Origin of the sequence: Nonomuraea sp. KM90 (genome assembly GCF_052246675.1) — a bacterium.
In the GTDB taxonomy this organism is placed as follows: domain Bacteria; phylum Actinomycetota; class Actinomycetes; order Streptosporangiales; family Streptosporangiaceae; genus Nonomuraea.
The window spans coordinates 22,500-48,638 of sequence record NZ_JBQQCB010000031.1 but is presented as its reverse complement, the minus strand read 5'-3'; the positions used below and the strand labels follow the sequence as shown (position 1 = coordinate 48,638).

Below are 26,139 nucleotides of genomic sequence, written 5' to 3'. Positions count from 1 at the left end.
CCAGAGTAGGGAAAAACTTTCAGATCCTGCAATGTTTCAGGATCTGAAGTGCGGCAGATCACATACGGGACGGTACGGCGTCCTGCGGCTCCCTGAGCGGGAAGTGGCAGGCCGCCGCGTGCCCGGGGTCGAACCCGAGCAGCGCCGGCTCCTCCTCGGCGCACCGGGCCCGCGCCCGCGGGCACCGGGTGCGGAAGCGGCACCCCGAGGGCGGGTCGAGCGGGCTGGGCAGCTCCGAGCCGAGCTCCACCGGATCGGCGGCCTCTCCCGCGCCAGGATCCGGCTCCGGGATCGCGGCGATCAGGCTCGCGGTGTACGGGTGCACGGGACGGAGGTAGATGTCATCCGCCGGCCCGATCTCGACGAGCTTGCCGAGATACATCACCCCGACGGTGTCCGCCATGTACCGCACCACCGTCAGGTCATGAGAAATCACGACATAGGTGAGCTCGTGCTTGGCCTGCAGCCGCTTCATCAGGTTGAGCACCTGCGACCGGATCGACACGTCCAGCGCGCTCACCGGCTCGTCGGCCACGATCACCCGCGGGTTGAGCGCGAGCGCCCTGGCCAGCGCGATGCGCTGCCGCTGCCCGCCGGAGAACTCGTGCGGATGGCGCTCCAGCACGCTGTGCGGCAGCCCGACCTCGTCGAGCAGCTCCCTGATCGCCGCCACCTGCTCCTCGGCGGTGCCGATGCCCTGGGCCTCGAACGGCTCGCGCAGGATGGCGCCGACGCGCATGCGCGGGTCGAGCGCGTCCAGCGGATCCTGGAACATCATCTGCAGGTTGCGCCGATGCCGGCGCAGGCTCCGCCCGCGCAGCCCGTTCAGCCTGCCGCCGAGGGCCGTGACGCTGCCCGAGGAGGGCTGCTCCAGCGCGACGATCATCTTGGCCAGGGTGCTCTTGCCGCAGCCGCTCTCGCCGACCAGCCCGAAGGTCTGGCCGGCCCGGACCTCGAACGACACCCCGGACACGGCCTTGACGCTGCGCGCGGGGCCGAGCAGAGGGAAGCGGCGCGGCGCGCCGTACTCCTTGACGAGGTCGTCGACGGTCAGCACCGGCTCGGCCGCCCGACCGTCCCGCGCCGTCGCCGCCGCGGGGCCGGTGACCGGCGCGAGCGGCCCGTCGACCGGGTGCCAGCAGGCCAGCAGGTGTCCCGGGCGCGACTCGGCGAGCGGGGGCGCCGCGCCCGCGCAGCGGTCGGTGGCGTGCGCGCAGCGGGCGGCGAAACGGCAGCCGGCCGGCGGGTCGGCCAGGTCGGGAGGGGCGCCGGGGATGGAGTAGAGGGTGTGCTCGCGCCGCTGGGTCAGCCGTGGCGTGCACGCCAGCAGCGCCTGTGTGTACGGGTGCCGCATCCCGGCGAAGAGCTCGCCGGTGCGCGCGCTCTCGACGATGCCGCCCCCGTACATGACGCTGACCCGGTCGGCCCAGCGCGCGATCACGCCCATGTCGTGGGTGATCAGCAGCATGGCCATCCCGAGGCGGTCCTTGAGGTCGTGCAGCAACCGCAGGACCTGGGCCTGGACGGTCACGTCCAGCGCCGTCGTCGGCTCGTCGGCGATCAGCACCTTCGGCTCGCAGGACAGGGCCATGGCGATCATGACCCGCTGCCGCAGCCCGCCGGAGAGCTGGTGCGGGTGGTCGCCGAACCTCTCGGCGGGGCGGGCGATGCCGACCAGCGCGAGCATCTCGATCGCCCGCTCGCGCGCCTGCCTCGGGCTCGCGCCGAGGTGCAGCCTGATCGGCTCGGCGACCTGCTCGCCGATGGTCTTGGTGGGGTTGAGCGAGGTCATCGGATCCTGGAAGACCATGGCGATCTCGTTGCCGCGGATCCGCTGGTACTCCCGTTCGGGCAGGCCGACCAGCTCCCGGCCGTCGAGCTTGATCGAGCCCTCGGTGATCTGGCCGCCGGGCGGCAGCAGGCCCATGATCGACAGGCCGGTCATCGACTTCCCGCTGCCGGACTCGCCCACCAGCCCGAGGGTCTCGCCCGGGCGCAGCCGCAGGTCCACGGCCCTGACGACGTCGACCGCTGACCTCCTCAGCCGGATGCCGGCCGACAGGCGCTCGATGGCCAGAACGTCACCGTCGGGCATCACTTGCCCCTTTCCGTGCGGGCGGCCATCAGCGCCGCCTCAGCCGTACGTCGATCGAGTCGCGCAGCGCGTCCCCGACGAAGTTGAACGCCATGACGATCAGGACCAGGCAGCCCCCGACCGGGTAGATCAGCCACCAGGCGCCCTCGAACAGGTGGCTCACCCCGTCGGAGAGCTGCGTGCCCCATTCGACGTCGGGATAGTTGAGCCCGAACCCGAGGAAGCCCAGCAGCGAGACCGCGATGATCGCGTCGGCGACCTGGAAGGTGATGTTCACGATCACGACGCCCAGCGCGTTCGGGATCAGGTGCCTGGCGATGATCCGCGGCTTCGTCGCCCCCATCACGGTCGCGGCCGCGACGAACCCGCGCGAGCGCAGGGAGAGGACCTCGGCCCTGACCAGCCGGGCGGGGGCGAGCCAGGAGAACGCCCCCAGGATCAGGCTGAGCGACAGGACCGAGGAGCTGAACTGCGTCGCGGCGATGAGCACGACGAACAGGAAGGGGATCGACAGCAGCGTGTCGACCACGCGCATCATGATGCCGTCCACGATGCCGCCGGCCAGGCCCGCGACCGTCCCGTACAGCGTGCCGAACGCGGTGGCGATGAGCGCCGCGAACAGCCCGATCTGCAGCGACGCCTGGCCGCCCAGCATGATCCGCCCGAGCACGTCGAAGCCCTGCGCGTCGGTGCCGAGGGGATGGACGGCGTCCGGCGGCAGCAGGCTGCTCACCGGGTCGACGGCGATCTGCTCGGTGACGTACAGGTGGGGGCCGGCGAAGCAGAACAGGGCGAGCAGGACGATGATGCCCACGCCGATGACGGCGAGCCGGTTCTGCGCGAAGGAGCGCAGGGCGAGGCGCCATCCGCTGGTGACCCGAGGCGGTGCCGTGTGTGGTGCCGTGTGTGGTGCCGTGTGTGGTGCTGTGTCGGTCATGCGCGTTGTGTCCTCGGGTCGCTGACCGCCACGAGCAGGTCGGCCAGGAGGTTGCCCAGGACGGTCAGGGTGGCGGCGACCAGGGTGTAGCCGAGCAGGACCGGATAGTCCTGGTTGTTCAGGGCGTTGAAGAACAGCAGCCCCAGGCCCGGGTAGTTGAAGACCGACTCGACCACGAGGTTGCCGGCGAGCAACAGCGGGATCGTCATGCCGATCAGGGTCACCAGCGGCAGGCAGGCGTTGCGCAGCAGGTGACGGGTCAGGACCAGGCGCATCGACAGTCCTTTCGCCCGCGCCACCCTGATGTAGTCCTGCGCGAGCTGGTCCAGCGCCGCGGAGCGCTGGTACCGGGAGTACAGCGCCACCGTGATGCCGGTCAGCGTCAGCACGGGCAGCAGCATGGCGCGGGGCTCGGTGAAGATCACGAACGTGGAGCTCGACTGCGAGGCCTGCGCGGGCAGGACGCCCAGCCCCAGCGCGAAGACCTGGATCAGCAGCATCGCCAGCAGGAAGACGGGCATCGAGTAGGCGATGAAGGTGAGCGTGGTCAGCACGTTGTCGCCGATGCTGTTGCGCTTGACCGCCTGGAAGACGCCCAGCGGCACCGCGATGGCGACGGCCAGGACGAGGGCCACGCCGGCCAGCATCGCGGTCCGGCCGGCGTTCTCGGCCAGCAGCGCGTTCACGCTCTGGTTCAGCTTGTAGGAGTAGCCGAGGTCGCCCTCCAGGAGCCGGCCCAGGTAGCTGAAATACTGCACGAACAGCGACCGGTCGTAGCCGTGCTCCCGGTCGAAGGCGGCCACCGCTTCCGCGCTGGCCTGCACGCCGAGGATCGCGCGGCCGGGCGAGCCGGACATCCCGTGCAGCATGACGAAGGTGATCACCGAGACGCCCAGGACCACGATGGCCGACGTCGCCAGCCGGCGCAGCACGAACTGGATCACGCTGCCCCTCCTTCCTGTGGTTCTGTGGTGCTAGCGCAGGTACCAGTACTCCGGCGTCAGCACCGTGGTGGGCAGGGCGGCGAAGGTCTCCTGCGGGCCGGACAGCGTGTCCTTCCAGGCCCAGATGGTGTGGGCGGTCGGCAGCCAGAGCACGGGCAGCTCGGTCCGCAGCCGCTCGATCTCGGCCTGGACGGCCCGGCGGTCCTCGCCGTGCACGGAGGCGCGGATCAGCTCGTCGGTCTCGGGGTCGTTGTAGGCGCCCACGTTGCCCGAGCCCTTGGAGTCGAAGGTCCCGGTCATGGTCGGGTACGGCGTGGTGCTGAAGCCGCCCCAGGTCGACATGGCCCACTCACCGGCCTTCGAGGGCGCCGCCGGCACGTTGTAGTTCTGGATCAGGAAGCTGAACGTCTTCGGCGCGACCGTGATCTCGATGCCCAGCTTGCGGGCCTCCGAGGAGAACGCCGTGCTGACCGCGCTGTGCAGCTGCGGCTCGCTGCGGTAGAAGAGGTTGAACTTGATCGCCTGGCCCTGCGGGATCCCCTCGCCGCACTCCGACGGCCCGCTGCCGGGACGTTCGCACGTCGTGGCGCCGTTCGGCACGACCTTCCACCCGTGCTCCTCCAGCAGCTTGCGCGCGGCGGCCGGGTCGTAGGGGTACGGCGCGGTGGCGACGCTCTTCGACGCGTACGGCGAGCTCGCCGGCGCCGTGCCGTAGCTCTCCGCGGCCGCGCCGTTGTACATGCCCTTGCTGGCGATGTAACCGGGCTGGTCGATGAGGTGCTGCAGCGCCTGCCTGACGTAGAGCTGACCGAGGATCTTGTCGACGTTGTCGGTCGTGTCCTTGAAGTTGAGCATGATGAAGTTGAAGCCCAGGCGGGGGGCGCCGTAGACGTGATAGCCGGCGGCCTTGAGCGCCTTCACCTGCCCCACGTGGCCCTGGTCCACCGTGGCCATCGTCAGGTTGCCGCTCAGGAGCTGGTTGAACTTCGCGGTCTCGGAGGTGAACGGCCGGAAGTTCAGCGTCTTGATGCGGGGCTTGCGCGGGCCGGAGTACGCCTCGTTGGCGGTCATCGCGTAGAAGTTCGTGGTCACGTCGAAGGCGCTCAGCCGGTACGGGCCGTTCACCGTCTGCCAGAGCGGGTTCGTGGCGAAGCCGGCCGGGTCCCGGGAGGCCTTGTCGAGGTAGGCGTAGATCGCCTCGGCGTTCTTCGGCTCACCGGCGTCGAGGATCGGCCCGCCGGCCGACGCCCTGGCCCACTGCTTGGCCGGCAGCGGCACGACCGAGGTCAGCTCGTCGGCGGTGAACCACTCGGGGTTGTAGGCCTCTTCCAGCTTCAGCGTCACGGTGTCCGCCGAGGTCGCCTTCGCGCTGGTGACGTTGTCGGGGAACTGGCCGGGCGTGTAGCCGCCCCAGTTGGCGGCGTTCTTCCGCAGCGCGGCCTTGAGCAGGTCGATGAAGAAGACCACGTCGCCGGCCTCGACCGGGGAGCCGTCTGACCAGGTGTAGCCCGGCTTCAGCTTGATGGTCACCGTCTTGTTGCCGTCGGAGAACTCCGGCGGCTCGGCCAGGCTGAGCGCCGGGTTGACCTTGGGGCTGGCGCCTTCGGGGAACCAGTAGAGCGGCCGGTACATGAGCCGCTGGAACTGGTAGGTCACGTAGGTCGAGTTGAACGCGCCGGGCACGATCGGCAGCATGTAGTAGGGCCCGGCTCCGGGCTGCTGCGCGATGTCGATGGTGCCGCCGTCCTTGGGCGTGCCTGACTCCGCCGGCAGCTCGCCGAAGGTCTGGGACCCGGACCTGCGGGCGGCCTGGTCGCCGCCCGTGCCCTCGGTGCCGCCACTGCCGCTGCCGCCGCTGCCGCCGCTGCACGCCGCGAGCGGCAGGAGGGTGGCCAGCGTCGCCGCGATGAGCGCGCGCCGGCCGCGGACGCCGCTCATGGCCGCCTCGTTGCGGCTCGATATCCGGTGAATCGGTAGATGTCCACGTCGCCCGCTCCTGTTGCCGTATGCGGGGGGAAACGTCACGGCTCGGCGGCCGTCAGTCGCCCCAGACCGCCTTTGCGTAGGTGTAGAAGTTGAGGCCGAGGATCTTCTCGATCCTGGCCGACGAATAGCCGCGCTCCTCCAGCAGGCGCGCCAGCTCCCGGAACTGGTCGACCCCGCGCAGGTCGACGACGAACGGGAAGGTGTCGCTGCGCTCCCCGGCCGCGGAGGCCCCGGCCTGCCGGCGCAGCGCCACGTGCTCGGCGAGCCGGTCCCGGTAGGCGTCGAGGTCGTCGATGGCGGTGATCGTGCCGTCGGTGCCGATGCCCACGTGGTCCTCGCCGCACACGTTGACGGCGTGGACGATGTGCTCCACCACGTCGGAGGCGCGGGCGTGCCCGGAGGCGTTGAGGAACGGCATGAAATAGATCCCGACGAAACCGCCTCGCGAGGCGACCAGCCGCAGCTCCTCGTCGGTCTTGTTGCGCGGCAGGTCGACCAGCGCCCGGCAGCCGGTGTGGTTGATCGAGACGGGCTGAGCGGACACCCGCGCGGCCTCCAGGCAGGTCCGCTCGCCGCTGTGCGACAGGTCGACCATGACGCGCTGCTCGTTGAGCGCCGCCACGACCTCCCGCCCGAGCGGCGTCAGGCCCCGGTTGCCCGGCGCCATCGAGCCGTCGCCGACCTGGTTCGCCTGGTTGTAGGTCAGCTGGATGACCCGGACGCCCAGGCGGGCGAAGGTGGCGACGCGTTCGGGCCGGTCCTCGACCGCGGCGGCGTTCTGGAAGCCGTAGATGATGCCGATCTTGCCGGTGCGCTTGGCCTCGGGGATGTCCTCGGCCGTGTCGACGCGCACCAGGTGCTCGTGGTGGGCGCGGATGATCGCGTCCCAGGTCCCGATCTCCCGCAGGGTGTGCTGATAGGGCGGGAAGTCGCCCATCGTGTAGCCCAGGGTGACGTTGATCGCGGTCACGCCCGAGGCGTGCGCGTCGGCCAGCGTGCGCGCGTCGATGGTCAGCCGGTCGCTGGTCTGCACGAGCGTGCCGGCGGCCTCGGCGTTCGGGTTGTCCAGCACGCCGAGCGCGTTGACGACGATGTGACCGGAGATGTCGATGCTCATGCCGGCGCCCCTTCCTCGACGCCCGCGGCGCGGGCCCGGTCGTGGTCGGCCCGGTCGTGGTCGGCCCGCTCGTAGTCGGCCCGCTCGTAGTCGGCGCGGTCGTGGCGCCGGCCGCGCTTGACCGTCGTGACGATGTGGCGCAGGTGGCCGATGTCCTCGTACGGGTCGGCGGCGACGACGAGCAGGTTGGCCAGCTTGCCGGCCTCGACGCTGCCCGTCGTGGCGCGCTGCCCCAGGGCGGCCGCCCCCGCGAGGGTGGCCGCGCGGACCGCCTCCCGGGGCGGCAGGCCCATCGCGTGGACGAGGTGGTCGAGCTCGTCGTGGAGCGAGGGGTAGGGGTCGCCCGGCGGGGTCTCGTAGTCGGTGCCGGCGCAGATCTCCACGCCCACGTGCCGGGCGCGGTCGATCAGCCGCCGCAGCACGTCCTGCGCCATCCCGGCCGCGCCGGGCGGGCTGAGCGGGATCCTGGCCACCACGCTCGCCGTGGCGTCGAGGATCGTGCCGCGCCGCCGCATGTCGCCCAGCAGCGCGTCGATCGCGTCCACCGGCGCGTCCAGGAAGCGCTCGTAGACCTCCGCGAGGTGGGCGCGCTGTCCCCGGTACGTCGCGGGCCGTACGCCCGCGAGCTGGTAGGCGAGCATGTGGACGTGTGACACCACGTCCACGCCGGCCGCCACGACGTCGCCGGGCAGGGCGGGGAACACCGACGCGTGCGCCCACACCCGCATGCCCTGCCGGTGCGCCTCGGCGGTGATCCGGGCGATCGTCGGACCGTCGAGGTCGGCGTAGACCTTGACGGCCACGGCTCCGGTGCCCTTAGCCCGCGCGACGGCCAGCGTCAGGTCGGTGTCCTCGTCGATCGCCTGCATCCACGGCGCGGTGCCGGGCGTCGTGCCCCGGGTCACCTGCCACGTGCGGGGGTCGTCGAAGAAGCTCGGGCCGGCCATCAGCGCGGCGTTGTGGACGTCGGGGCCGGGGATCTCGCCGATCAGCGCGGCGCGCTCCAGGTCCGCCATCTGCCGCAGGTCGCCGGCCATCTCGCGGATCGCGGTGACGCCGCCGTACAGCTGGCGGCGCATCATCTCCTCGGCCCACTCGCGGTTGGGCGGGGTGGACAGGTGCTGGTGGGTGTCGATGAGGCCGGGCAGCAGGAACGCCCCCGCCACGTCGACGACCTCGGCGCCGTCCAGGTCCGACGAGCTCAGCTCGGCGTCCGGCAGGACCGCCTTGATCATCGGCCCGTCGGTCACCACCGCCATCCCGCGGCGGACGGGCGCACCGGTCCCGTCGATCAGCGACGCGTCGCGGTAGACCGTCACCTCTCCTGGCGCGGCGGGCGCGAAGGGGGTGGGCGCCGGGTCGTTGCCCGCGACCGGTCGTTCGTCTCTGTCGGTCATGGGGGTCGCTCGGTCTCCGTTCCAGAGCTTCGTCGAGTGGGGAGTCTCGACTCGATCTGTTACATACAGCGTAACAAGTGTTGCAACAGTAGCAACGTCTGATAACATGCGTCAAGCGTGGAATGATGGCGTCGACGACCGTGGAGGGGGACCTTGCCCAGACCGGCCAGCTCTGCCGTGGACAAAGCCCTGGACCTCATCGAGGCCGTCGTCCAGGCGAACCGCCCGCTGCGCCTCAGTGAGGTGGCGAACCTGGCGGGGATGCACCGCGCCACCGCCTACCGCATCCTGGTCGACCTGGTCCGCCGCGGCTGGATCATGCGCAGCCAGGATCACTACCTGCCCGGGACGATCGTCCTGCAGTTCTCCCAGGCCGCGACCGCCAACTCGCTCGTGGTCCTGAGCAGGCCGGTGCTCCAGGCGTTGTCCGACCAGACGGCGATGATGGTGAACCTCCAGGTCCTGGAGCCCGAAGGGGCGCGGGTGATCGACGTCGTGCGGCCACCGCGGCTGGCGATGATCACCGACCTGCTGGGGGAGCTGCTGCCCATCCACAAGTTCGCCGGCCCCATGGCGCTGGTCTCCGCGCTGGACGACACCGCGCAGGTCCCTTACCTGCGCGTCGCCGAGCAGCAGGGCGGCCCCACGGTCGCCCGGGCCGAGCTGCTGAAGGACATCGACCTGACCCGGCGCACCGGTTTCGCGCTGGAGCGCGGGCGCAACGAGGAAGTGATCGCCTCGCTGAGCCGAGCGGTGCTCACCGGCAACGGGCGCCCGATCTGCGCCCTGACGATCGTCGGTCTCGACAGCGAATTCGACGACGCCACCCTGGCGAAGCTGAAAGACAGCCTCACCGCCGCCACGGACGAGCTGCAAGGCACCCTGAGCGGCACGACGACCCCCGGAGTCGACCTTGATTGACACCGCAGTGAGCGGAGTTCTCGTCCTCGACCGGGATCAGACCAGGGCGGCCCTGCCGGCTGACGCGCTCCTCGCGGCGGTGCGCACCGCTCTTGTCGCCATCAGCCGCGGCGACGCCTCCGCCCCGCCCCGCGTCGCGGCCCGATCGCCGCACGGGCTGCTGGGCGCGATGCCGGGCTACGTGCCGCAGCTCGGGCTGGCCGCCAAGCTCGTGACCGTCTTCTCCGCCGTCACGGCGGGCGGGCACGGCGCCCACCGCGGCATCGTCGCCTACTTCGACGAGGAGAACGGCCGGCCGCTGGCGGTCATGGACGCCGAGACGATCACCGCGCTGCGCACGGCGGCCACCGCGACCGCCGCCATGATCGCGCTCGCGCGGCCCGGCGCCCGCCGCGTCGCCGTGATCGGCACCGGGACGCAGGCCCGCGCCCAGCTCGGCCTCATCGCGGCCCTGGGCTCGGGTCTTGACCCCGCGCTGGATTCCGTGCGGCCGGTGGTCGGAGCGCGTGACCGCGGCGCCGCGGAGCGCCTCGTCGCGGAGCTGCCCGCCCGGAGCGCGACCACGGTCGAGGAGGCGGTCAGGGGCGCGGACGTCGTCTTCTGCTGCACCTCGAGCCGGGAGCCGGTGGTTCGCCGGTCCTGGCTCGGCGGCGGCGCGCACCTCAGCTCGGTGGGCGGCTCCGACGGGCCGGAGTTCGGCGACGACACCCTGCGGGCGGCGTCGCTGTTCGTGGAGTGGCGGGGCGCCGTGACCGAGCCGCCGCCGGCCGGCGCCTGGGAGCTGCAGGGCGCCGACCCGGCCGACGCCCGCCTGATCGGCGCCGTGCTCGACGGCGCGCATCCGGGGCGGCGGTCGGCCGAGGAGCTGACGCTGTTCAAGTCCACCGGGCACGCCGCGCTCGACGTCGCGGCGGCCTCGGTGGCCTACAGGGTGGCCCGCGAGCGCGGGCTGGGGTTCAGCGTCGACCTGTAGCCGCCGTTCAGCGGGTGGGTGCCGCGGTGACCGGCCTGTGGGCGAGAGGGCTCGAGAAGATCATGGTGCTCGACGGCTTCCCGTAGACCGCCAGGCGGTCGATCAGGGCCTCGAACGCCGCCATCGACGGCACTGCGATCTTGAGGATGCTGCACACGTCACCGGTGACCCGGTGGATCTCCCGGATCTCCGGCCAGGCCGGCACCTCCGGATCGCGCAGCACGCAGGTCGGCCCGTAGCAGGTCAGCTGTACGAACGCGGACACCGCCCAGCCGGCCCGAGCCGGATCCACCGTGGCGTGATAGCCGGTGATCACCCCGGTCTCCTCCAGGCGGCGGACCCGCTCGGCCACCGCGGGCGGTGACAGGTGGACCCGGCGCGACAGCTCGTTGAAGGAGAGCCGGGCGTTCTCCTGGAGCTCACGCAGCAGCTCCCAGTCCATGGCGTCCACCAGGGCCACCTTTCACTTGAAAATGGTATGACCGAAATAGATACCAGACATGAGGCTCTTCGCGAGAAAGGCCGTTGAACTGGCATTCCTCCCGGCCGTATCACCGCACCATCATGAGGTGCCGATGAGCGAAGGGAGTGCGGCACACATGGAAACGACAGGACGGGTGCGTCCGACCTCGGCCGGAGAGCGGGCCGAGCGGGCCAGGGCGAGCGGCGGGCTGCCGACCCTGGAATTCGAGCGGGAGATCCCCTACGACGCCTACGTCCGTACCGACATCCTGCACGACCTGCAGCGGCCGCTGAGCGACGCTCCGGGCGAGATGTCGTTCCTGGTGATCACCCAGGTGATGGAGCTCTACTTCAAGCTCATCGCCTACGAGCTGCTCTCCGTCCGGGAGTCGCTGCGGGCCGACCGGGTGCCGGACGCGGTCGGGGCGCTGCGCCGCACGGCCCTGCACCTGGAGGCCCTGAACGCCAGCTGGAACGGCCTGCGCTGGATGACGCCCGCGGACTTCAACAGGTTCCGTGACCTCCTCGGGGAGGCGTCGGGGCTGCAGTCGGGCATGTACCGGCTGGTGGAGTTCAGGCTGGGGTTGAAGAACGAGGCGCTGCTGCGGCCGTTCAAGGGGGCGGCGATGAGCGAGCGCCTGCACCGCGCGTTCGCCGAGCCGAGCGTCTGGGACGCCGCCACCGCGCTGCTCGCCCGGCACGGCCACGACCTCCCGGACACCGTGCTCGACCGGGACTTCGGCACCGAGTACGAGCCGGACGAGGCGGTCGAGCGCGCCTGGGTGGCGGTCTACCGCGACGACGCGCCGGGTGGCCTGCGGGCGCTCGGCGACGCGCTGGCCGAGGTCTCCGAGCGGTTCGGGGACTGGCGCTACGCCCATGTGGCGGCGGTGCGCAGGTCGATGGGCGCCAAACCGGGCAGCGGTGGCTCCAACGGCCTGGCCTGGCTGGAGCGCAGCATGGCCAGGGTGGTCTTCCCCGAGCTCTGGTCCGCCCGTACCCACATGTGAGGAGACGCACCATGACTGAAGACGACGCGCGGCGGCGGGACGCCGAAGACCCCGGTCATCGCTCCCTGTTCCTGATCCCGCCCGCTCAGGGCGGGAACCACGAGGAGTGCGCCTACTTCGCCGGGAACTCGCTCGGGCTGCAGCCCCGGGCCACCCGCGACGAGCTGCTGAGCGACCTGGACAGCTGGGCCACGCTCGGCGTCGAGGGCCACATGGACGGCGGCCGCCCCTGGGTGCGCTACAACGAGCTCCTCACCGAGCCCGCCGCCCGGCTGGTCGGCGCGCTGCCCGAGGAGACGGTCGTCATGAACACGCTGACGGTCAACCTGCACCTGCTGATGGTCTCCTTCTACCGGCCGCGCGGCGAGCGCACCCGCATCCTGATCGAGGAGTCGGCGTTCCCCTCCGACCGTTACGCGGTGCGCAGCCACGTGCGCTTCCACGGCCTCGACCCGGACCTCGACGTGGTCGCGACGGCGGACCCGCCGGCCTACCTCGCCGCCGAAGGCGACAAGGTCGCGCTGGTCCTGCTCGGCGGGGTCAACTACCTGACCGGCGAGCTGCTGGACATCCCGCGGATCACCCGGGCCGGCCACGCGGCGGGCGCGAAGGTCGGCTGGGACCTGGCGCACGCCGCCGGGAACGTCCCCCTCGAACTGCACGCGTGGGGCCCCGACTTCGGGGCCTGGTGCACCTACAAGTACCTCAACTCCGGGCCCGGCGCGCTCGGCGGCGTCTTCGTCCACCAGCGCCACCTCGACGACCCCTCGATCCAGCGCTTCGAGGGCTGGTGGAGCACCGAGCCGGACACGCGTTTCCGCATGGACCCCGTCTGCGCGCCTCCCAAGAGCGCCGACGCCTGGCAGATCTCCAACCCGCCCATCTACGCGATGAGCCCGGTCCGTACCTCGCTCGAGCTCTTCGACCGGGTCGGCATGACCGAGCTGCGCGCCCGCAGTGTCCGCCTGACCGCCTATCTGGAGAGCCTGCTCGACGGCTGGTGCACCGTGGTCACCCCGCGCGCCCCGGAGCGCCGCGGCTGCCAGCTCTCCCTGCGGGTGCCCGACGCGGACGGCCTGTCCAGGCGGCTGAGCCGGGCCCACGGGGTGATCGCCGACTCCCGCAATCCCGACATCCTGCGGCTGGCGCCGACCCCGCTCTACTCGACGTACCACGACTGCTGGCGTGCCGCGGAGGCGCTCAGGAAGGAGTTGTGATCCGTACGCTGAACGCTTGCATGGCATCCAATACATTTGTATAGAATTCTGGACGTGCGACCAATATCTGAAGAGGACCTGACGACGCGCGCCCGGATCCGCGACGCCGCGATGGCGTTGTTCGCCGAGCAGGGGGTCAAGGCCACCACGATCCGCGGGATAGCCGAGGCGGCGAAAGTCTCGCCCGGCCTGGTGCAGCATCACTTCGGCACCAAGGAAACGCTGAGACAGGCTTGTGACGAGTACGTCCTCGGCTACCTGCGCGAGCAGGTCGACGTGGGCGTCACCGACCGCAACCTGGACAAGCCCGAATTCATCGAGAACGTCCACCGCACCGCGCCACCCCTGATGAAATACCTCGGCCGGGCCCTCGTGGACGGCTCTCCCGCGGCCGCCGCCATGTTCGACGAACTCGTCGCCGTGACGGAGGAGCACCTCACCCGCGGTCAGCACTCCGAGGCCGACCACCGCGCCCGCGCGACCGTGCTCACGGCGATGAAGCTGGGCATCACGGTGCTGCACGAGCACGTCTCCCGCGCCCTCGGCACCGACCTCTACGCCCCGCAGGGCGCGCTGCGCGTCGGCAAGGCGCAGCTCGACCTGATCGCCCCGGAATTCCTCGGCCGCGAGGTGTTCGACCAGGCGCGGACGGGCCTGGAGAAGTTCGAGGAGCAACAATGAGCGCCCCAGAGCACACCTCAGCGCACACCGCAGGGCCCACAGCGGGGCCCGCCGCGGTGCACGCCGACGGCCTGGTGAAGACCTTCGGCCGGACCAGGGCCCTGGACGGGCTCGACCTCACCGTCGGGACGGGCGAGGTGCACGGCTTCCTCGGCCCCAACGGCGCGGGCAAGACCACCACGATCCGCATCCTGCTCGGTCAGATGCGCGCCGACGGCGGCCGGATCGCCTTACTCGGCGGCGACCCGTGGCGCGACGCCACAGAGCTGCACCGAAGGCTCGCCTACGTGCCCGGCGACGTCACCCTGTGGCCCTCGCTGACCGGCGGTGAGGTCATCGACCTGCTGGGCAGGGCACGCGGCGGCCTCGACCCCCGGCGGCGCGCCGAGCTGCTGGAGCGCTTCGAGCTCGACCCGCGCAAGAGGTGCCGCACCTACTCCAAGGGCAACCGGCAGAAGGTGGCGCTGGTGGCCGCCTTCGCCTCCGACGCGGAACTGCTGGTGCTGGACGAGCCGACCTCGGGCCTGGACCCGCTGATGGAGGCGGTCTTCAACGAGTGCGTCCTGCGGGAGAAGCGCGCCGGCCGCACCGTGCTGCTGTCCAGCCACATCCTGTCGGAGGTCGAGACGCTGTGCGACCGCGTCAGCATCATCCGCGCCGGCCGTACCGTCGAGTCCGGCAGCCTGGCCGAGCTGCGCCACCTCACCCGCACCTCGGTGACGGCCGAGCTGATCGGCCCGGCGCCCGGGCTGGCGACGCTGCCCGGCGTGCACGACCTGACCGTGGACGGCGCCCGGCTGCGCTGCCAGGTGGACGGCGACGCGCTCACCGCGGTGCTCGCCGAGCTGGCCGGGGCGGGCGTGCGCACGCTGACCACGCAGCCGCCGACGCTGGAGGAGCTGTTCCTGCGGCACTACGAGGGGGCCGCGAGATGACCGGCACCTGGGTTCTGATCAGGCTCATCCTGCGCCGGGACCGCGTGCTGCTGCCGGTGTGGATCGCGATCAGCGCGCTGATGCCGGCGAGCATCGCCTCCGCCACCGCCGACCTGTACGCCGGCCAGGCCGCCCGCGACGCCTTCGCGGCGGCCTCGGTGAGCAACCCCGCCCAGCTGGCCATGCGCGGCCCCATCTACGACGCGAGCGTCGGCGGCCTGACCGCCTGGACGCTCGGCTCGTCCCTCGCGCTGATCGGCGGGCTGGTCAGCATCCTGCTGATGACCCGGCACACCCGGGTCGAGGAGGAGACCGGCCGGCGGGAGCTGCTGTCCTCGGGCGTCATCGGCCGGCACGCCCCGCTGGCCGCCGCGCTCGCGGTCGTGCTGGCCGCCAACCTGCTGCTGGGCCTGCTGTCGGTGCCCGCTCTGGTCGCGGGCGGCCTGCCCGCGGGTTCCTCGCTGCTGTTCGGGCTCTCCATCGCCGCGGGCGGGTGGGCGTTCGCGGCCGTGGCCGCCGTCACCGCGCAGCTCACCGCGTCATCCGGGGCGGCCCGTGGCATCGTGATCGCCGTCGGTGGCCTGCTGTTCGCGCTGCGCTCGCTGGCCGACGCCGGCGGCATCGGCTGGCTCGCGTGGCTGACGCCGTTCGGGTGGGTCCGGCTGACCAGACCCTACGCCGGTGACCGGTGGTGGGTGCTGGGGCTGATCGCGGTGTTCGTGGCGGCCCTGGCCGCGTTCGCGTTCGTGCTGTCCACCCGGCGTGACGTGGCCGGCGGCCTGGTGGCCGTGCGCCCAGGACCCGCCACCGGCGCGCTGCGCGGTCCCTTCGGCCTGGCCGCCCGGCTGCACCGGGGTCCGCTCGCGGGCTTCGCGATCGGTTTCGGCCTGATGGGCGCCCTGCTCGGCGTGGCGGCGCGCGGGCTGGACACCCAGTTGGACACCCCGCAGTTCCAGGAGCTGGCCGCGACCATCGGCGGCGCCGGCGCCCGCGTGTCGGACGTGTTCTTCACGCTCGTGATGTACGTGCTCAGCCAGCTCGTCACAGGAGCGGCCCTGGTGTCGGCGCTCCGCGCCCGTGGCGAGGAGGCGGCGGGCCGGGCCGAGCTGCTCCTGTCCACCCCTGTCGGCCGGCTGCGCTGGGCGCTGAGCCACCTGGCGTTCGCGGTCGTTGGCCCGGTGCTGCTGCTGGTCGCGCTGGGCGCGGCGGCGGGGCTCGCCTACGACGGTGACGTGGCCCGCGTCACCGGGGCCACGCTGGCCTACCTGCCCGCGGTCTGGATCGTGGTCGGGATCGCGACGCTGCTGTCCGGCCTGCTGCCCCGGTCGGCGGCGGCCGCGAGCTGGACCGTGCTCGGCCTCTTCCTGGTCGTGGATCTGCTGGCGGAGTTCAAGCTGGCCACCGGGTTCGTGCTCGACCTGTCGCCGTTCGTGCACGTGCCGGCGATGTTGCTGGGCGGTGCCTCGTCGCCGGTGGCGCCGTTGCTGGGGCTGACCGTGGTGGCCGTGGCCCTGGCCGCGGCGGGGCTGGCGTTCCTGCGCCGCCGCGACCTGATGCCCTCTGCCTGAAACGCCCCATGGAGCGGCCTGCCGCCGTTGGCGCTACCGTACGGCGCAAATGGCGGATCCGATCACCGACGTCACCGCGTCCGGGTGCGAGATCAGCGTGAGGTGGGATCCGCCCTCGAACCGGGTGATCGTCGAGTGCGCCCGGCGGGCCATGGACAGCTTCGAGGCCGGGGTGATGATCCGGTCACCGGTGCTGACGAAGTACCACGACGGGATCGTCTTCCACGCCGCGGCCGCCGACGGGGCCATGAACGCGCTGGTCGAGGCGGCTCGCTGGGTCGCCCACAGGCGCAGCGCGGTGTTCCGCGGCAGGTCGGTGGCGAAGGAGCCGACGAAGGTGTCCCGCTTGAGGTACAGGTCGGTCACTCCCTGAGGCCGGGGCACCTTGTCGTAGAGGGTGTCCGGGTTCGCGTTGAGCGCGGAGCCCGATCCGCTGAGCTTGCCGGTGGCCTCCCCGACGTCCGGCGCGGCGGCATCGACGTACACCAGGGCCTTGACGCCGGGAACGCCCGCGGCGGCGTTCGTGATCACCGAGCCGCCGTAGGAGTGGCCGACGAGCACGATCGGGCCGGGCAGGGTCTTGAGGAAGTCGGCGACGGCCGCGGCGTCGCCGCTGAGGCCCTGGAGGGGGTTGGCTATGGCGCGCGCGACGTAGCCTGCCCGGCGCAGGGCGTCCACCTCTCCGTTCCAGCTCGACGTGTCGGCCCAGGCTCCGTGGACCAGGACGACCGTCGGCTTGGACCGGCCCGGTGACGCGCCCGGTGATGGGCAGGGCAGTGGCTCGTTGGTGGTGGTGGTGGCGGCCTGGGCGCCGGTCGGCGCCGCGGCTCCCCACGACGTGGCGGCCAGGGTGAGCGCCGCCACGCATCTCATCGTCTTCCCGGCACGTGCAGGATTCATCCGTCCCCCCCGGGCGCTCTCCCTCACGCTCAGCCGTGTGCTGACGAGACTCTGATGCCGCAAAAGGTGCGAAACCAACCCAAAGTGACCAAAACATTGCCAGGGCTTCGGGTCGGATCTCGCCGCGGTCACGCGTCGCGGAGGGCGTCCGGGCACCTCTCGGTGACGATGCGGGCCAGATCGACACGGGATCCTATGTCGAGCTTGGTGAAGATCCGGCGAAGGTGGGTGGAGACCGTGTGCGGGGACAGGAACATGCGGGCCGCGGCCTGCCGGTTGGTCAACCCCTGGGCGACCAGCACCGCCACCTCGCGTTCGGTGTCGGTGAGGCCGTCCCATCCGAAGCTGGGCCGTGGCGGCTGGGCCCAGTGGCGGCGCCGCACGCCCAACGCGCGCAGCCTGGCTCGTACGCGTGCCGCGTCCCGCAGCGCGCCGACGTGCTGGTAGCCGTCGAGCGCCTGGTCCAGGCTGTTGACGGCCTGTTCGCGGGCGGCGGTGCCGGGTCGGGCGGCCAGCAGGACGCCGAGGTCCTCGGCGGCCGACGCGCGGGCCCACGGTTCGGGCTGATCGGTGACGGCGGAGGCCAGCGCGCCGGGGTCCTGGCGCAGAAGGCCGCGGGCGTGGGCGGCCGTGACGGCCAGGCAGGGGAAGTCAGGGTTGTTCCGGGCCAGGGATTCGGCCGTGTCCACGATGGCCCGCGCGTACGGGCGGTTCCCCGTGGCCAGCGCCAGCCGGGTCATCCAGGAGGCGGTGAGAGGCGTCGTGGTGAGCGCCCAGCGCCGCTCCTCCTGGTCGGTGTAGATCGCGTGGAGTATGTCGATCGCGCGTTCGGGATCGCCCTGGGCCTCGGCCACCGCCGCCATCACCCACCTCTCCCAGACCGATCCGAACAACATTCCGGACGCGGCGTTGATGGAGTGGTAGCGCTCGATGTGCCGGACCGCGGTGTCGATGTCGCCACGCCGCATGGCGATGAAGGCGAGCATGGACAGCCCGACGCGGATGAACCCGTGCGTGCCCAGCTCGTCGGCGATCATCATCCCGGCCTTGGCCTCGGCGGCGGCATCGTCGAACCGGCCGGCGGCCAGCCTCAGGACGGAGCGGAACAGGGCGGGCCCCGCGGCGAGCACGGTCAGCCCCAGGGCGTTGATCTCCTCCTCGGCGTCCTGGATGGCGATCTCGGACGGCCCGAACTGGCGCATGGCCCGGTAGTTGAGGCTCAGCAGCAGGCGCGCGTACGGGCGCTGGATGGCCTCGACGGTGCCGCTGTTCGCGATCCGCTGGGCTTCGTGCAGGTGCGCGAACGAGTCGGCTATCCGGCCGTCGACCATGGCGAGCCGGGCGAGCAGGAGAAGGGCCCCGACCACGGCGGCATCGGTGTGCCGCGCGCGGTCGGCGAGAACGGCTTCGGCCCGCAGCCGTCCTCTCCCGAAGTCGTTCAGGCAGATCAGCCCCCAGAACACCGTCCATTCGGCGATGCCGCGAAGATCCTCCGGGATGTCCTGCGCGAGCAGGCTTTCGGCCTCGGACTCCGCCTCGGCCGGCCGGCCGCTGAGCAGCAGGATGTACGCCAGCGCGCACCGCAGGTGAGGGGCCTGGGCGGGCGGTGCCCGGCCGAGCGCCGTACGCGCGAGATCGGCCGCCTCCGGCAGCCGCCCGATGGTCGTCAGGGCGTCGACCGCTGTTGCGGCACGACCGGCCCAGCCGGGGTCGGCGGGATCGCTGAGTTCGAGCGCTCGCGTGGCGAGGTCGGCGGCGGTCTGGGGGGAGGACCGCAGCACCTCGCGCGCGGCCCGGTCCAGGCCGAGCAGTGCGGACTCGTCACCGCGACCGGCACTGTGGAGGAGGTGCGCGGCGGCAGGGACGGCCGATCCACCTCGTCTGAGCAGCATCTCCGCCGCGTCGTGGTGCAGGGCCCGCCGTACGGCGGCGGGGAGGGTGCCGACCACCGCCTGCCAGAGCAGGTCGTGCCGGAAGGCCAGCTCGCGCTCGGTGGCCTCGACGATGCCCGCCGCCATCGCCTCCTCCAGCATGGACAGCAGCCCGCTGGTCGACTCGCCGACCATCTCGGCCAGATCCGTCACCGAGAACGAGCGGCCCAGGACCGCCGCGGCCTGCAGCAGATGTCTGGTCCGGACCGGCAGCTGCGCCAGACGTTCTTGGGTCACCGCCTGAACCCGGGGCAGCCCCGCCGACACCATGTGAACGTGACCATCGGCGACCTGGAACGCGCCCTCGCTGTTGAGCTGCTCCAGGAGGTCGACGAGCAGGAAGGGATTGCCCTTCGCCAGGCTGGCCAGGGCCAGCACGTCCGGCTCGGGCGCCGCTCCGAGAACGTCGGTGACCACGTCCGCCACCGCCGGCTCGTCCAGCGCCGCGAGCTCCAACCGCGTGGCGCCCTCCTTCTCCAGCACGTTGAACAGGCAGTCGAGCCGGGGAGCGTCGCCCCTGCCGATCGTACGAGCCAGCATCCAGACGAGCGGGTAGGAGGACAGATCGCTCGTCATCGACCGCAGGGCCAGCAGCGTCAACGGGTCGGCCCACTCCACGTCGTCCAGCGTGAGCAGCACGGGCCCGTCGGCCACCAGCCTTTCCAGCGGCTCCTGCAGCTCCTGCAGCAGCTGCAACCGCTGATCGGCCGGACCCGGGACGCTCGCGTTCCGGCCCGGGAAAAGGGTGCGGTCGGACTCCCCGAGCGCCGACAGCAGCGGGGCCAGCGGGATCAGCTGGGTCAGCTCATCCGCCACCCCCCTGGCGACCCCGAGCCCGGACCGTTCCGCGGCGGCCGCGGCCAGGCCGAGCAGGTGACTCTTGCCGGCGCCCGACGGACCTTCGACCAGCAGCACTCCGCCCCGGCCCGCCCGGGCCGCCTTGATCGAGCCGACGACGAGCCCCCACTCCCGCGCGCGGCCACGCCAGCCAGGCCAGGATGACCTCCGGGAGTCGGGCCCACCCGCCGCTTCGGTCGCATGGTGAGATGCCTCTCCCATACCTGGTCGCTACCCGGCGCATCGAGCCCGGCAAACCCGTTCGCGAGGGCAGGCTCGTCCAGCGCGGAAACCAAATCGCACAGATATGCGATACGGGGGCTTCGTGCACCGAGCAGGCTGATAACCGGAGAACGTCAGCGGCATGCCGGCTTTCCTGCCGAAAGGATGGCGATGATGGACCTGTCCAGCAACTGGCTGGTACTCCTGTGGCCCTTGGTGATCCCGCTCACCTGGATGGTCACCGCATACCTGCTGACGGTGCGCGAGAAGTCGGCCTTCATGAGGGTGTGCCTGTCGCTGCGCGGGCAGATCACGTTCATGGCCACCGTCGTGGCCGTCATCACGCTCCTCACAGCGGGAGTGGGGGCGTACCTGCTGGTCTCGTCCTCGCCCTCCTGGCCCGGCTTCCTCCAGCTGATCCTGGTGCTCGAAACCGTGGAGCTGGTCGCCTTGGGCGCGTGGGCGACCTGGAAGGTGACCGGCAGGCTGCTGCTCCCCCTGGAGACCGTCCGCGCCGAACTCAAGGTGATCAACCCCGGTGACCGGCCCGCTCGCGTCTCCGACCCCGGAAACGCGCATGAGATCACCCGCTTGTGCCGCACGATCAACGACGTTCTGGGCCGGCTGGACGAGGACAGGAGCGAACTCGTGGAGCTCGCGCTCCGCCAACGGCAGTTCGCCTTCGATGTCTCCCACGAGCTGCGCAATCCCATCGCGGGACTGCTGACGCAGCTGGAGGTGGCGCAGCGGGATCCGTGCCACACCCGGTGGCCGGAGTTCCTCGGAACGACGTTGGTCCAGGTGGAGCGGCTCAAGACGATCACCGATGACATGCTGCGCCTGGCCCGTGTGCGGACCGGCGCACCCGAGGAACCGCAGTGTCTCGACCTCGCGGCACTTGTCCGGACCGAGATCTCGCATCGGGCGGACCGCCTCCCGGTCCGGCTCCACCTGACTCCCGGCGCCACCGTCACCGCCGTGCCGTCCCAGCTCGGCCGGCTGCTCGCCAACCTCCTGGACAACGCTCAGCGGCACTCCGCCCACATGGTGTGCGTCGCGGTGCGGCCGTCCAACGCCGCCGTCGAACTCGCGGTCGGCGACGACGGACCGGGGATAGCGGTCGGCGACCGGGAGCGGGTGTTCAACCGTTTCACCCGGCTGGACGACGCCCGGCGGCTCGACCGCAACGGCACCGGACTCGGCCTGGCCATCGCCCGTGACATCGCCCGAGCGCATCACGGCAGCCTCCGCGTGGAGGAGAGCGCCGCGGGCGGGGCGCGCTTCATCCTTCGGCTCCCCCGTATCCGGCCCAGCGAAAGGGGACCGACATGACGCTGCGGAAATGCTCGATCAGATGCCGGGTGGTGCTGTTCACCAGCGTGACGGTGGGTGCGCTCTGCATCGCGTTCTCCGCCGTCCTGCTGTTCACCGTCAACCTGATGGCGACGCAGAGCCTCACCGAAGAGGTGACCGCGGTGGGCGAGTTGACCGCGTACTACGTGGACCGGGGGGCGCTCGTCAATCCGCTGCCGCCCATCTCGCACGACCTGATCCGGCCCGTCCAGGTGGTCGATCCGCACGGGCGCGTGGTCGCCGCGACCAGGGACCTCCAGGACAAGCCGGTCATGGCGCATTTCGCGCCCCGAGGCCCGCGACGAGTGGCCAGCGCCGTCGTCTGCCACTCCATCCTCGGCTCCGGCCGCTGCCACATCGTCGTCGCGCAGCACGTGTACCGCGACGGTGACTGGATCATCTACAGCGCCGCGCCGGCACTGCCGTTCTACGTCTATCCGGACGTGGCGGCCCTCCTGATCGCGGGGACGGTCGTCTTCACCGTCGCGATCGCCTACGGGGCACGGTGCACCGTCATCCGCTCGCTCAGGCCCGTGGATGCCATCCGGGCCCAGCTCGACCACATCCGCGGCACCGACCTGGGCCGCCGGGTCCCGGTCCCGGCGCCCGAGGACGAGATCCACCGGCTGGCCGGAAGCGTCAACCAGACCCTCGACCGGCTGGAGGACGTGCTGGAGCAGCAGCGGCGGTTCTGCGCCGACGCCTCCCACGAGCTGCGCACCCCGATCACCGCCATCCGGGCCCAGATGGAGGACGCCCTCCTCGCACCGGAGGAGGCGGACGTCACCCGCCTGTGCGGCGCCGTGCTCCCGAGCGTCGAGCGGCTCCAGTCGGTCGCATCCGGCCTGCTGACGCTCAAGCGGCTGGACACCGGCGCACCGTGCGAGCGCCAGGTCGTCGACCTGGCGCAGCTCATCGCCGCGGAGCTGGAGAGTCACCCGGTGAGCAGAACGGTCGTTCCACGCCTGACGCCGGGCGTCACCGTCCTGGGGGACCGGTCCCGGCTGGGCGAGCTGGTCGGCAACCTGGTGCACAACGCCCAGCGGCACGCGGCGTCCACGATCACGGTCACCCTGCGGTGCGGGGACGGCGACCATGCCGCCGACCCGAGATTCCGGGGGAGCGTCGCGGAGCTCGAGATCCTCGACGACGGCACCGGGATCGCCGCCGACCAGCGAGAGACCGTGTTCCGGCGGTTCACCCGGCTGGACACCGCACGGAGCAGGGACGCGGGCGGCGTCGGGCTCGGTCTCCCCATCGCCCGGCAGATCGCCGAGAGCCACGGCGGCACGCTGACCATCCAGGACAGCGATCGAGGCGCGCGCTTCGTCGTCCGCCTGCCGCTGTACGTACCGGCCGACGCGCCACCCGGCCGGGCCTGATCCTCGCGGGGGGCACGCCCGAGCCGGCCTCACCTCTCCTGAGCTGCGGTGAAGCAGTCGTGGACGGGTAGGGGGCCGATATGCGGATCGAGGACTACGCCCTCATCGGGGACACGCGCTCGGCGGCCCTCGTCGGTCGCGACGGCTCGATCGACTGGCTCTGCCTCCCGCGGTTCGATTCCCCGTCATGTTTCGCCCGGCTCCTCGGCGACGAGTCCAACGGGTTCTGGCGGCTGGCGCCCACCGGGCACGAGCGGGCCACGTGGCGCGCGTACGCCGGCGAGACTCTGATCCTTGAGACCGTGTGGGAGACCTCCACGGGGACCGTCAAGGTGATCGACTTCATGCCTCCCCGGCACACCAACCCCGACCTGGTCCGGATCGTCGAGGGCGTGTCCGGGACGGTGGGCATGACGGCGGAGATCAGCATCCGGTTCGACTACGGCAGGGTCGTACCGTGGGTCCGCCCCGTCGGCGACCGGCTGCACGCCATCGGCGGGCCCGACTCCGTCTGGATGCGCACGCCCGTGCCCCTGGAGGGCGACGACTACCGGCGTTCCGGCCGCTTCACCGTCGCCGCCGGGGAACGCCACACGTTCGTGTTCGCGTGGCACCCCTCGCACCAGCCGGAACCCGTCCCCATGGACCCCGCCGAGCAGCTCACCGAGACCCGGCTGTTCTGGCAGGAATGGGTCTCCCGCTGCCGGGCCACGGGGCCCTGGCACGACGCCGTGGTCCGCTCGCTCATCACGCTCAAGGCCCTCACCTACAGCCCGACCGGCGGCATCGTGGCCGCTCCCACCACCTCGCTGCCGGAGCACATCGGCGGGGTGCGCAACTGGGACTACCGGTACTGCTGGCTGCGTGACGCCGCCATGACGCTCGACGCCCTGTCCAGGGCCGGGTACGTCGAGGAGGCCGGGGCCTGGCGTACCTGGCTGCTGCGCGCCGTGGCGGGCCGCCCCGAGGACGTCCAGGTCATGTACGGAGTGGCAGGCGAGAGACGCCTGCCCGAGCAGACGCTCGACTGGCTGTCCGGCTACGAGGGCTCCCGGCCGGTGCGGACCGGCAACGACGCCGTCAGCCAGCTCCAGCTCGACGTCTACGGTCAGGTGGCCGGTTGCCTCTACCGGGCACGTAAACAGGGCCTGCCGACCGACGACTACGCCTGGGCCACCATCAGCAAGCTGATGTGCTTCCTGGAGCGCAACTGGGACCAGCCCGACGAGGGCCTGTGGGAGGTCCGCGGCCTGCGCCGGCACTTCGTGCATTCCAAGGTCATGACATGGGTGGCGGCCCACCACCTGGTCCGGGCCGTCGAAGAGTTCGACCTGCCCGCTCCCGTCGAGCGCTGGCGGGCCATGCGGGACCGGGTCCACGCCCAGGTCTGCGACAAGGGCTTCGACCCCGGGCGTGGCACGTTCACCCAGTCGTACGGCTCGCGCGAGCTGGACTCGGCGCTGCTGCTCATCCCGATCGTCGGGTTCCTGCCGCCGGACGACCCGCGCGTCATCGGGACGATCGAGGCGATCCAGCGCGAGCTGATGACGGACGGCCTCCTGCTGCGCTATCCGATCTCCGAACGCAACCACATCGACGGGCTGCCCGGCACCGAAGGCGTCTTCCTCGCCGGCAGCTTCTGGCTGGTCGAGGCGCTCGCCCTCATCGGACGCAAGGAGGAGGCCGTCCAGCTGTTCGAGCGGCTGCTGAGCCTCACCAACGACGTCGGCCTGCTCTCCGAGGAGTACGACCCCGTCCAGAAGCGCCAGCTGGGCAACTTCCCGCAGGCCTTCACCCACATCCACCTGATCCACGCGGCCCAGGCGCTCAGCTGAGCCCTGTCATTCCGGATCGGCAGGCAGGCCGAACGGGGGGTCGTTGGCCAGGTTGTACGCGGCGGCGAGGATGGTGAGGACCTGGATCGTGGCCTGAGGCGCCAACGCGTACTCGCCGCGCCGCCGCTGGGTGATCAGCCTGGCGCTCTGGAGCGCGCGCAGGTGGTGGTAGAGCTGGCCGCTGGTCGTCTGCTCGCCGTCCCCGCCCAGGGACTCCTGGAGCTCGGTGGTGGTGCACCGGCCCCGCCGTACGAGCGTGGCGAGCAGCGCCAGCCGCGGCAGGCTGCCGAGGGACTCCAGGATGCCGGCCACGGGCGCCCAGTCGGCCGACAGCAGCTCGGCGAGGGAGAGCTGCCTGTCCCAGAGGCTTTCCCCGCCCGGCAACCGCGCGGCTCCGACGTAGCCGACCGTGCCGAGCCCGTCCTCCTCCTTCGCCTGGCGGAGCATGCCGGTGGCCGCCGCGGTGAGGGACGGCGACTCCGGGGCGCGTCGCGGCGGGTCGACGGTGTCCACCCCGGTGCCGAGCCGGCTCTCCAGGCGGGCGATCCGGCGTTCGAGCTCGGCGAGTCTGTCCTCGCTCATCGTCACGCTCCTACGTTATTCCATAATTACGAAATAGCGTAGATGAGGTGGACCAGGCATGGCAACGTCCGGCCGGGCCGGCACCGATGAGTTTGCCGCTCGGGCCGGGTCTACCTCCGTGTACGGCAAGTTACGCACATGATCAGGGAGGGACCATGAGTACGAAAGCACTGCCGCCCGTCGTCGACGCCGACACCTGGCAGCGTGAGCTGGACGCGCTGCGTGCCCGGGAGAAGGCCGCGACCCGCGAGCTCGACGCCATCGCCGCCCAGCGCCGCCGTCTGCCGATGGTGCGGATGCCGGACTACGTCCTCGAGGGCGAGAAGGGACCGGTCCGGCTGGCGGACGTCTTCGACGGCAGCAGCCAGCTGATCGTCTACAACCACATGTGGTTCCCGGGCAAGGAGTGGCAGTGCCCGGGCTGTACGGGGTTCACCTCGCAGTACACCCGGCTGGAGTTCCTGGAGCAGTACGATGCCCGGTTCGTCATCGTCACCCAGGGCCCGATCGACGAGGCGCTGGCCTACAAGCGGCGGGTGGGCAACGCGATGACCTGGTACTCCACCGCGAACAGCCCGTTCGGGGCCGATGTCGGCGCACCGGCCGGCGGGGGCTTCGCCGTGAACGTGTTCCTGCGCGACGGCGACACCGTGTATCGCACCTGGCACACCAGCGGCCGGGGCACCGAGCAGCTCAGCCACACCTTCGCGCTGATCGACCTGCTGCCGTACGGGCGGCAGGAGGAGTGGCAGGACTCGCCCGACGGCTGGCCGCAGTCGCCCACCTACAGCCGGTGGTCCACCGCCAAGGACGTCGCCGCACTCTACGGCCCGGACGACCTCGCCTAGGGGCCT

21 protein-coding genes are annotated in these 26,139 nt (G+C 71.5%); 11 read left to right on the top strand and 10 right to left on the bottom strand.

The genetic code is table 11. From position 1 onward, the window contains the following. Positions 1-58: 58 nt before the first annotated feature. The 6 genes from ACTWPW_RS27980 to ACTWPW_RS27955 all read right to left on the bottom strand — a co-directional run bounded on the left by ACTWPW_RS27980 (position 59) and on the right by ACTWPW_RS27955 (position 8,476). On the bottom strand, positions 59-2,095 hold the full coding sequence (locus tag ACTWPW_RS27980; RefSeq protein ID WP_443170386.1) for a dipeptide ABC transporter ATP-binding protein: 2,037 nt from the start codon (positions 2,093-2,095) through the stop codon (positions 59-61). 28 nt (positions 2,096-2,123) lie between these two features. Beyond that, on the bottom strand, positions 2,124-3,032 hold the full coding sequence (locus ACTWPW_RS27975) for an ABC transporter permease (protein ID WP_443170385.1): 909 nt from the start codon (positions 3,030-3,032) through the stop codon (positions 2,124-2,126). Continuing rightward, positions 3,029-3,976: an ABC transporter permease gene (locus ACTWPW_RS27970; protein WP_443170384.1), complete on the bottom strand. Its 948-nt coding sequence runs from the start codon at positions 3,974-3,976 to the stop codon at positions 3,029-3,031. Before ACTWPW_RS27970 ends, ACTWPW_RS27975 begins: the two co-directional genes overlap by 4 nt. A gap of 30 nt (positions 3,977-4,006) precedes the next feature. Beyond that, positions 4,007-5,914: an ABC transporter substrate-binding protein gene (locus ACTWPW_RS27965; RefSeq protein WP_443170383.1), complete on the bottom strand. Its 1,908-nt coding sequence runs from the start codon at positions 5,912-5,914 to the stop codon at positions 4,007-4,009. A 100-nt stretch (positions 5,915-6,014) separates the two neighbouring features. Further along, positions 6,015-7,079, bottom strand: a complete 1,065-nt coding sequence (locus tag ACTWPW_RS27960; RefSeq protein ID WP_443170382.1) for a dipeptidase — start codon at positions 7,077-7,079, stop codon at positions 6,015-6,017. Then, a complete protein-coding gene (locus ACTWPW_RS27955) occupies positions 7,076-8,476 on the bottom strand; it encodes an amidohydrolase family protein (RefSeq protein WP_443170381.1) in 1,401 nt (466 codons plus the stop codon). The genes ACTWPW_RS27960 and ACTWPW_RS27955 overlap by 4 nt, the downstream gene beginning before the upstream one ends. Positions 8,477-8,629: 153 nt before the next feature. Here ACTWPW_RS27955 and ACTWPW_RS27950 point away from each other — a divergent pair, with 153 nt between their 5' ends. Next, positions 8,630-9,397 carry an IclR family transcriptional regulator gene (locus ACTWPW_RS27950; RefSeq protein WP_443170380.1) on the top strand — a complete coding sequence of 256 codons (768 nt, stop codon included), beginning with the start codon at positions 8,630-8,632 and terminating at the stop codon, positions 9,395-9,397. Next, positions 9,390-10,370 (top strand): ornithine cyclodeaminase family protein, encoded by a 981-nt coding sequence (locus ACTWPW_RS27945; protein WP_443170379.1) that lies wholly within the window; start codon positions 9,390-9,392, stop codon positions 10,368-10,370. Before ACTWPW_RS27950 ends, ACTWPW_RS27945 begins: the two co-directional genes overlap by 8 nt. Before the next feature lie 7 nt (positions 10,371-10,377). On the opposite strand, the gene ACTWPW_RS27940 is transcribed toward ACTWPW_RS27945, so the two are convergent. Continuing rightward, positions 10,378-10,812 carry an Lrp/AsnC family transcriptional regulator gene (locus ACTWPW_RS27940; protein ID WP_375112834.1) on the bottom strand — a complete coding sequence of 145 codons (435 nt, stop codon included), beginning with the start codon at positions 10,810-10,812 and terminating at the stop codon, positions 10,378-10,380. 157 nt (positions 10,813-10,969) lie between these two features. Here ACTWPW_RS27940 and ACTWPW_RS27935 point away from each other — a divergent pair, with 157 nt between their 5' ends. From ACTWPW_RS27935 to ACTWPW_RS27915, 5 genes are read left to right on the top strand one after another with little or no spacing between them, the layout of a single operon-like run. Continuing rightward, entirely contained in the window at positions 10,970-11,842 is an 873-nt protein-coding gene (locus tag ACTWPW_RS27935) for a tryptophan 2,3-dioxygenase (protein ID WP_375112758.1), read from the top strand. A gap of 11 nt (positions 11,843-11,853) precedes the next feature. Continuing rightward, positions 11,854-13,059, top strand: coding sequence for a kynureninase (gene kynU, locus ACTWPW_RS27930; protein WP_443170378.1), 1,206 nt, complete (start codon positions 11,854-11,856; stop codon positions 13,057-13,059). A 54-nt stretch (positions 13,060-13,113) separates the two neighbouring features. Beyond that, complete coding sequence (locus tag ACTWPW_RS27925; protein WP_375112756.1) at positions 13,114-13,740, top strand: TetR/AcrR family transcriptional regulator; 627 nt, start codon at positions 13,114-13,116, stop codon at positions 13,738-13,740. Continuing rightward, positions 13,737-14,675, top strand: a complete 939-nt coding sequence (locus ACTWPW_RS27920; protein ID WP_375112755.1) for an ABC transporter ATP-binding protein — start codon at positions 13,737-13,739, stop codon at positions 14,673-14,675. Before ACTWPW_RS27925 ends, ACTWPW_RS27920 begins: the two co-directional genes overlap by 4 nt. Further along, entirely contained in the window at positions 14,672-16,243 is a 1,572-nt protein-coding gene (locus tag ACTWPW_RS27915) for an ABC transporter permease (protein ID WP_443170377.1), read from the top strand. Before ACTWPW_RS27920 ends, ACTWPW_RS27915 begins: the two co-directional genes overlap by 4 nt. Before the next feature lie 33 nt (positions 16,244-16,276). On the opposite strand, the gene ACTWPW_RS27910 is transcribed toward ACTWPW_RS27915, so the two are convergent. Beyond that, complete coding sequence (locus ACTWPW_RS27910; protein ID WP_443170376.1) at positions 16,277-17,107, bottom strand: alpha/beta fold hydrolase; 831 nt, start codon at positions 17,105-17,107, stop codon at positions 16,277-16,279. 164 nt (positions 17,108-17,271) lie between these two features. Beyond that, complete coding sequence (locus tag ACTWPW_RS27905) at positions 17,272-20,133, bottom strand: helix-turn-helix transcriptional regulator (protein ID WP_443170375.1); 2,862 nt, start codon at positions 20,131-20,133, stop codon at positions 17,272-17,274. 171 nt (positions 20,134-20,304) lie between these two features. Here ACTWPW_RS27905 and ACTWPW_RS27900 point away from each other — a divergent pair, with 171 nt between their 5' ends. The 3 genes from ACTWPW_RS27900 to ACTWPW_RS27890 all read left to right on the top strand — a co-directional run bounded on the left by ACTWPW_RS27900 (position 20,305) and on the right by ACTWPW_RS27890 (position 24,703). Then, positions 20,305-21,465 carry a sensor histidine kinase gene (locus ACTWPW_RS27900; RefSeq protein WP_375112751.1) on the top strand — a complete coding sequence of 387 codons (1,161 nt, stop codon included), beginning with the start codon at positions 20,305-20,307 and terminating at the stop codon, positions 21,463-21,465. Continuing rightward, positions 21,462-22,868: a sensor histidine kinase gene (locus ACTWPW_RS27895; protein WP_375112750.1), complete on the top strand. Its 1,407-nt coding sequence runs from the start codon at positions 21,462-21,464 to the stop codon at positions 22,866-22,868. Before ACTWPW_RS27900 ends, ACTWPW_RS27895 begins: the two co-directional genes overlap by 4 nt. Positions 22,869-22,948: 80 nt before the next feature. Beyond that, positions 22,949-24,703, top strand: a complete 1,755-nt coding sequence (locus tag ACTWPW_RS27890) for a glycoside hydrolase family 15 protein (RefSeq protein WP_375112749.1) — start codon at positions 22,949-22,951, stop codon at positions 24,701-24,703. A 6-nt stretch (positions 24,704-24,709) separates the two neighbouring features. On the opposite strand, the gene ACTWPW_RS27885 is transcribed toward ACTWPW_RS27890, so the two are convergent. After that, positions 24,710-25,285: a hypothetical protein gene (locus ACTWPW_RS27885; protein ID WP_443170374.1), complete on the bottom strand. Its 576-nt coding sequence runs from the start codon at positions 25,283-25,285 to the stop codon at positions 24,710-24,712. A 155-nt stretch (positions 25,286-25,440) separates the two neighbouring features. Here ACTWPW_RS27885 and ACTWPW_RS27880 point away from each other — a divergent pair, with 155 nt between their 5' ends. After that, a complete protein-coding gene (locus tag ACTWPW_RS27880) occupies positions 25,441-26,133 on the top strand; it encodes a DUF899 domain-containing protein (RefSeq protein WP_375112747.1) in 693 nt (230 codons plus the stop codon). Positions 26,134-26,139: the final 6 nt, after the last annotated feature.

Bases quoted from the DNA above. Each gene is read 5' to 3' on its own strand.
- ACTWPW_RS27915 (WP_443170377.1), top strand. From the start codon at position 14,672: ATGACCGGCACCTGGGTTCTGATCAGGCTCATCCTGCGCCGGGACCGC.
- ACTWPW_RS27960 (WP_443170382.1), bottom strand. From the start codon at position 7,079: ATGAGCATCGACATCTCCGGTCACATCGTCGTCAACGCGCTCGGCGTG.
- ACTWPW_RS27905 (WP_443170375.1), bottom strand. From the start codon at position 20,133: ATGGGAGAGGCATCTCACCATGCGACCGAAGCGGCGGGTGGGCCCGAC.
- ACTWPW_RS27885 (WP_443170374.1), bottom strand. From the start codon at position 25,285: ATGAGCGAGGACAGACTCGCCGAGCTCGAACGCCGGATCGCCCGCCTG.
- ACTWPW_RS27940 (WP_375112834.1), bottom strand. From the start codon at position 10,812: ATGGACTGGGAGCTGCTGCGTGAGCTCCAGGAGAACGCCCGGCTCTCC.
- ACTWPW_RS27880 (WP_375112747.1), top strand. From the start codon at position 25,441: ATGAGTACGAAAGCACTGCCGCCCGTCGTCGACGCCGACACCTGGCAG.
- ACTWPW_RS27890 (WP_375112749.1), top strand. From the start codon at position 22,949: ATGCGGATCGAGGACTACGCCCTCATCGGGGACACGCGCTCGGCGGCC.
- kynU (WP_443170378.1), top strand. From the start codon at position 11,854: ATGACTGAAGACGACGCGCGGCGGCGGGACGCCGAAGACCCCGGTCAT.
- ACTWPW_RS27955 (WP_443170381.1), bottom strand. From the start codon at position 8,476: ATGACCGACAGAGACGAACGACCGGTCGCGGGCAACGACCCGGCGCCC.
- ACTWPW_RS27980 (WP_443170386.1), bottom strand. From the start codon at position 2,095: ATGCCCGACGGTGACGTTCTGGCCATCGAGCGCCTGTCGGCCGGCATC.
- ACTWPW_RS27900 (WP_375112751.1), top strand. From the start codon at position 20,305: ATGATGGACCTGTCCAGCAACTGGCTGGTACTCCTGTGGCCCTTGGTG.
- ACTWPW_RS27895 (WP_375112750.1), top strand. From the start codon at position 21,462: ATGACGCTGCGGAAATGCTCGATCAGATGCCGGGTGGTGCTGTTCACC.
- ACTWPW_RS27975 (WP_443170385.1), bottom strand. From the start codon at position 3,032: ATGACCGACACAGCACCACACACGGCACCACACACGGCACCACACACG.
- ACTWPW_RS27935 (WP_375112758.1), top strand. From the start codon at position 10,970: ATGGAAACGACAGGACGGGTGCGTCCGACCTCGGCCGGAGAGCGGGCC.
- ACTWPW_RS27920 (WP_375112755.1), top strand. From the start codon at position 13,737: ATGAGCGCCCCAGAGCACACCTCAGCGCACACCGCAGGGCCCACAGCG.
- ACTWPW_RS27965 (WP_443170383.1), bottom strand. From the start codon at position 5,914: ATGAGCGGCGTCCGCGGCCGGCGCGCGCTCATCGCGGCGACGCTGGCC.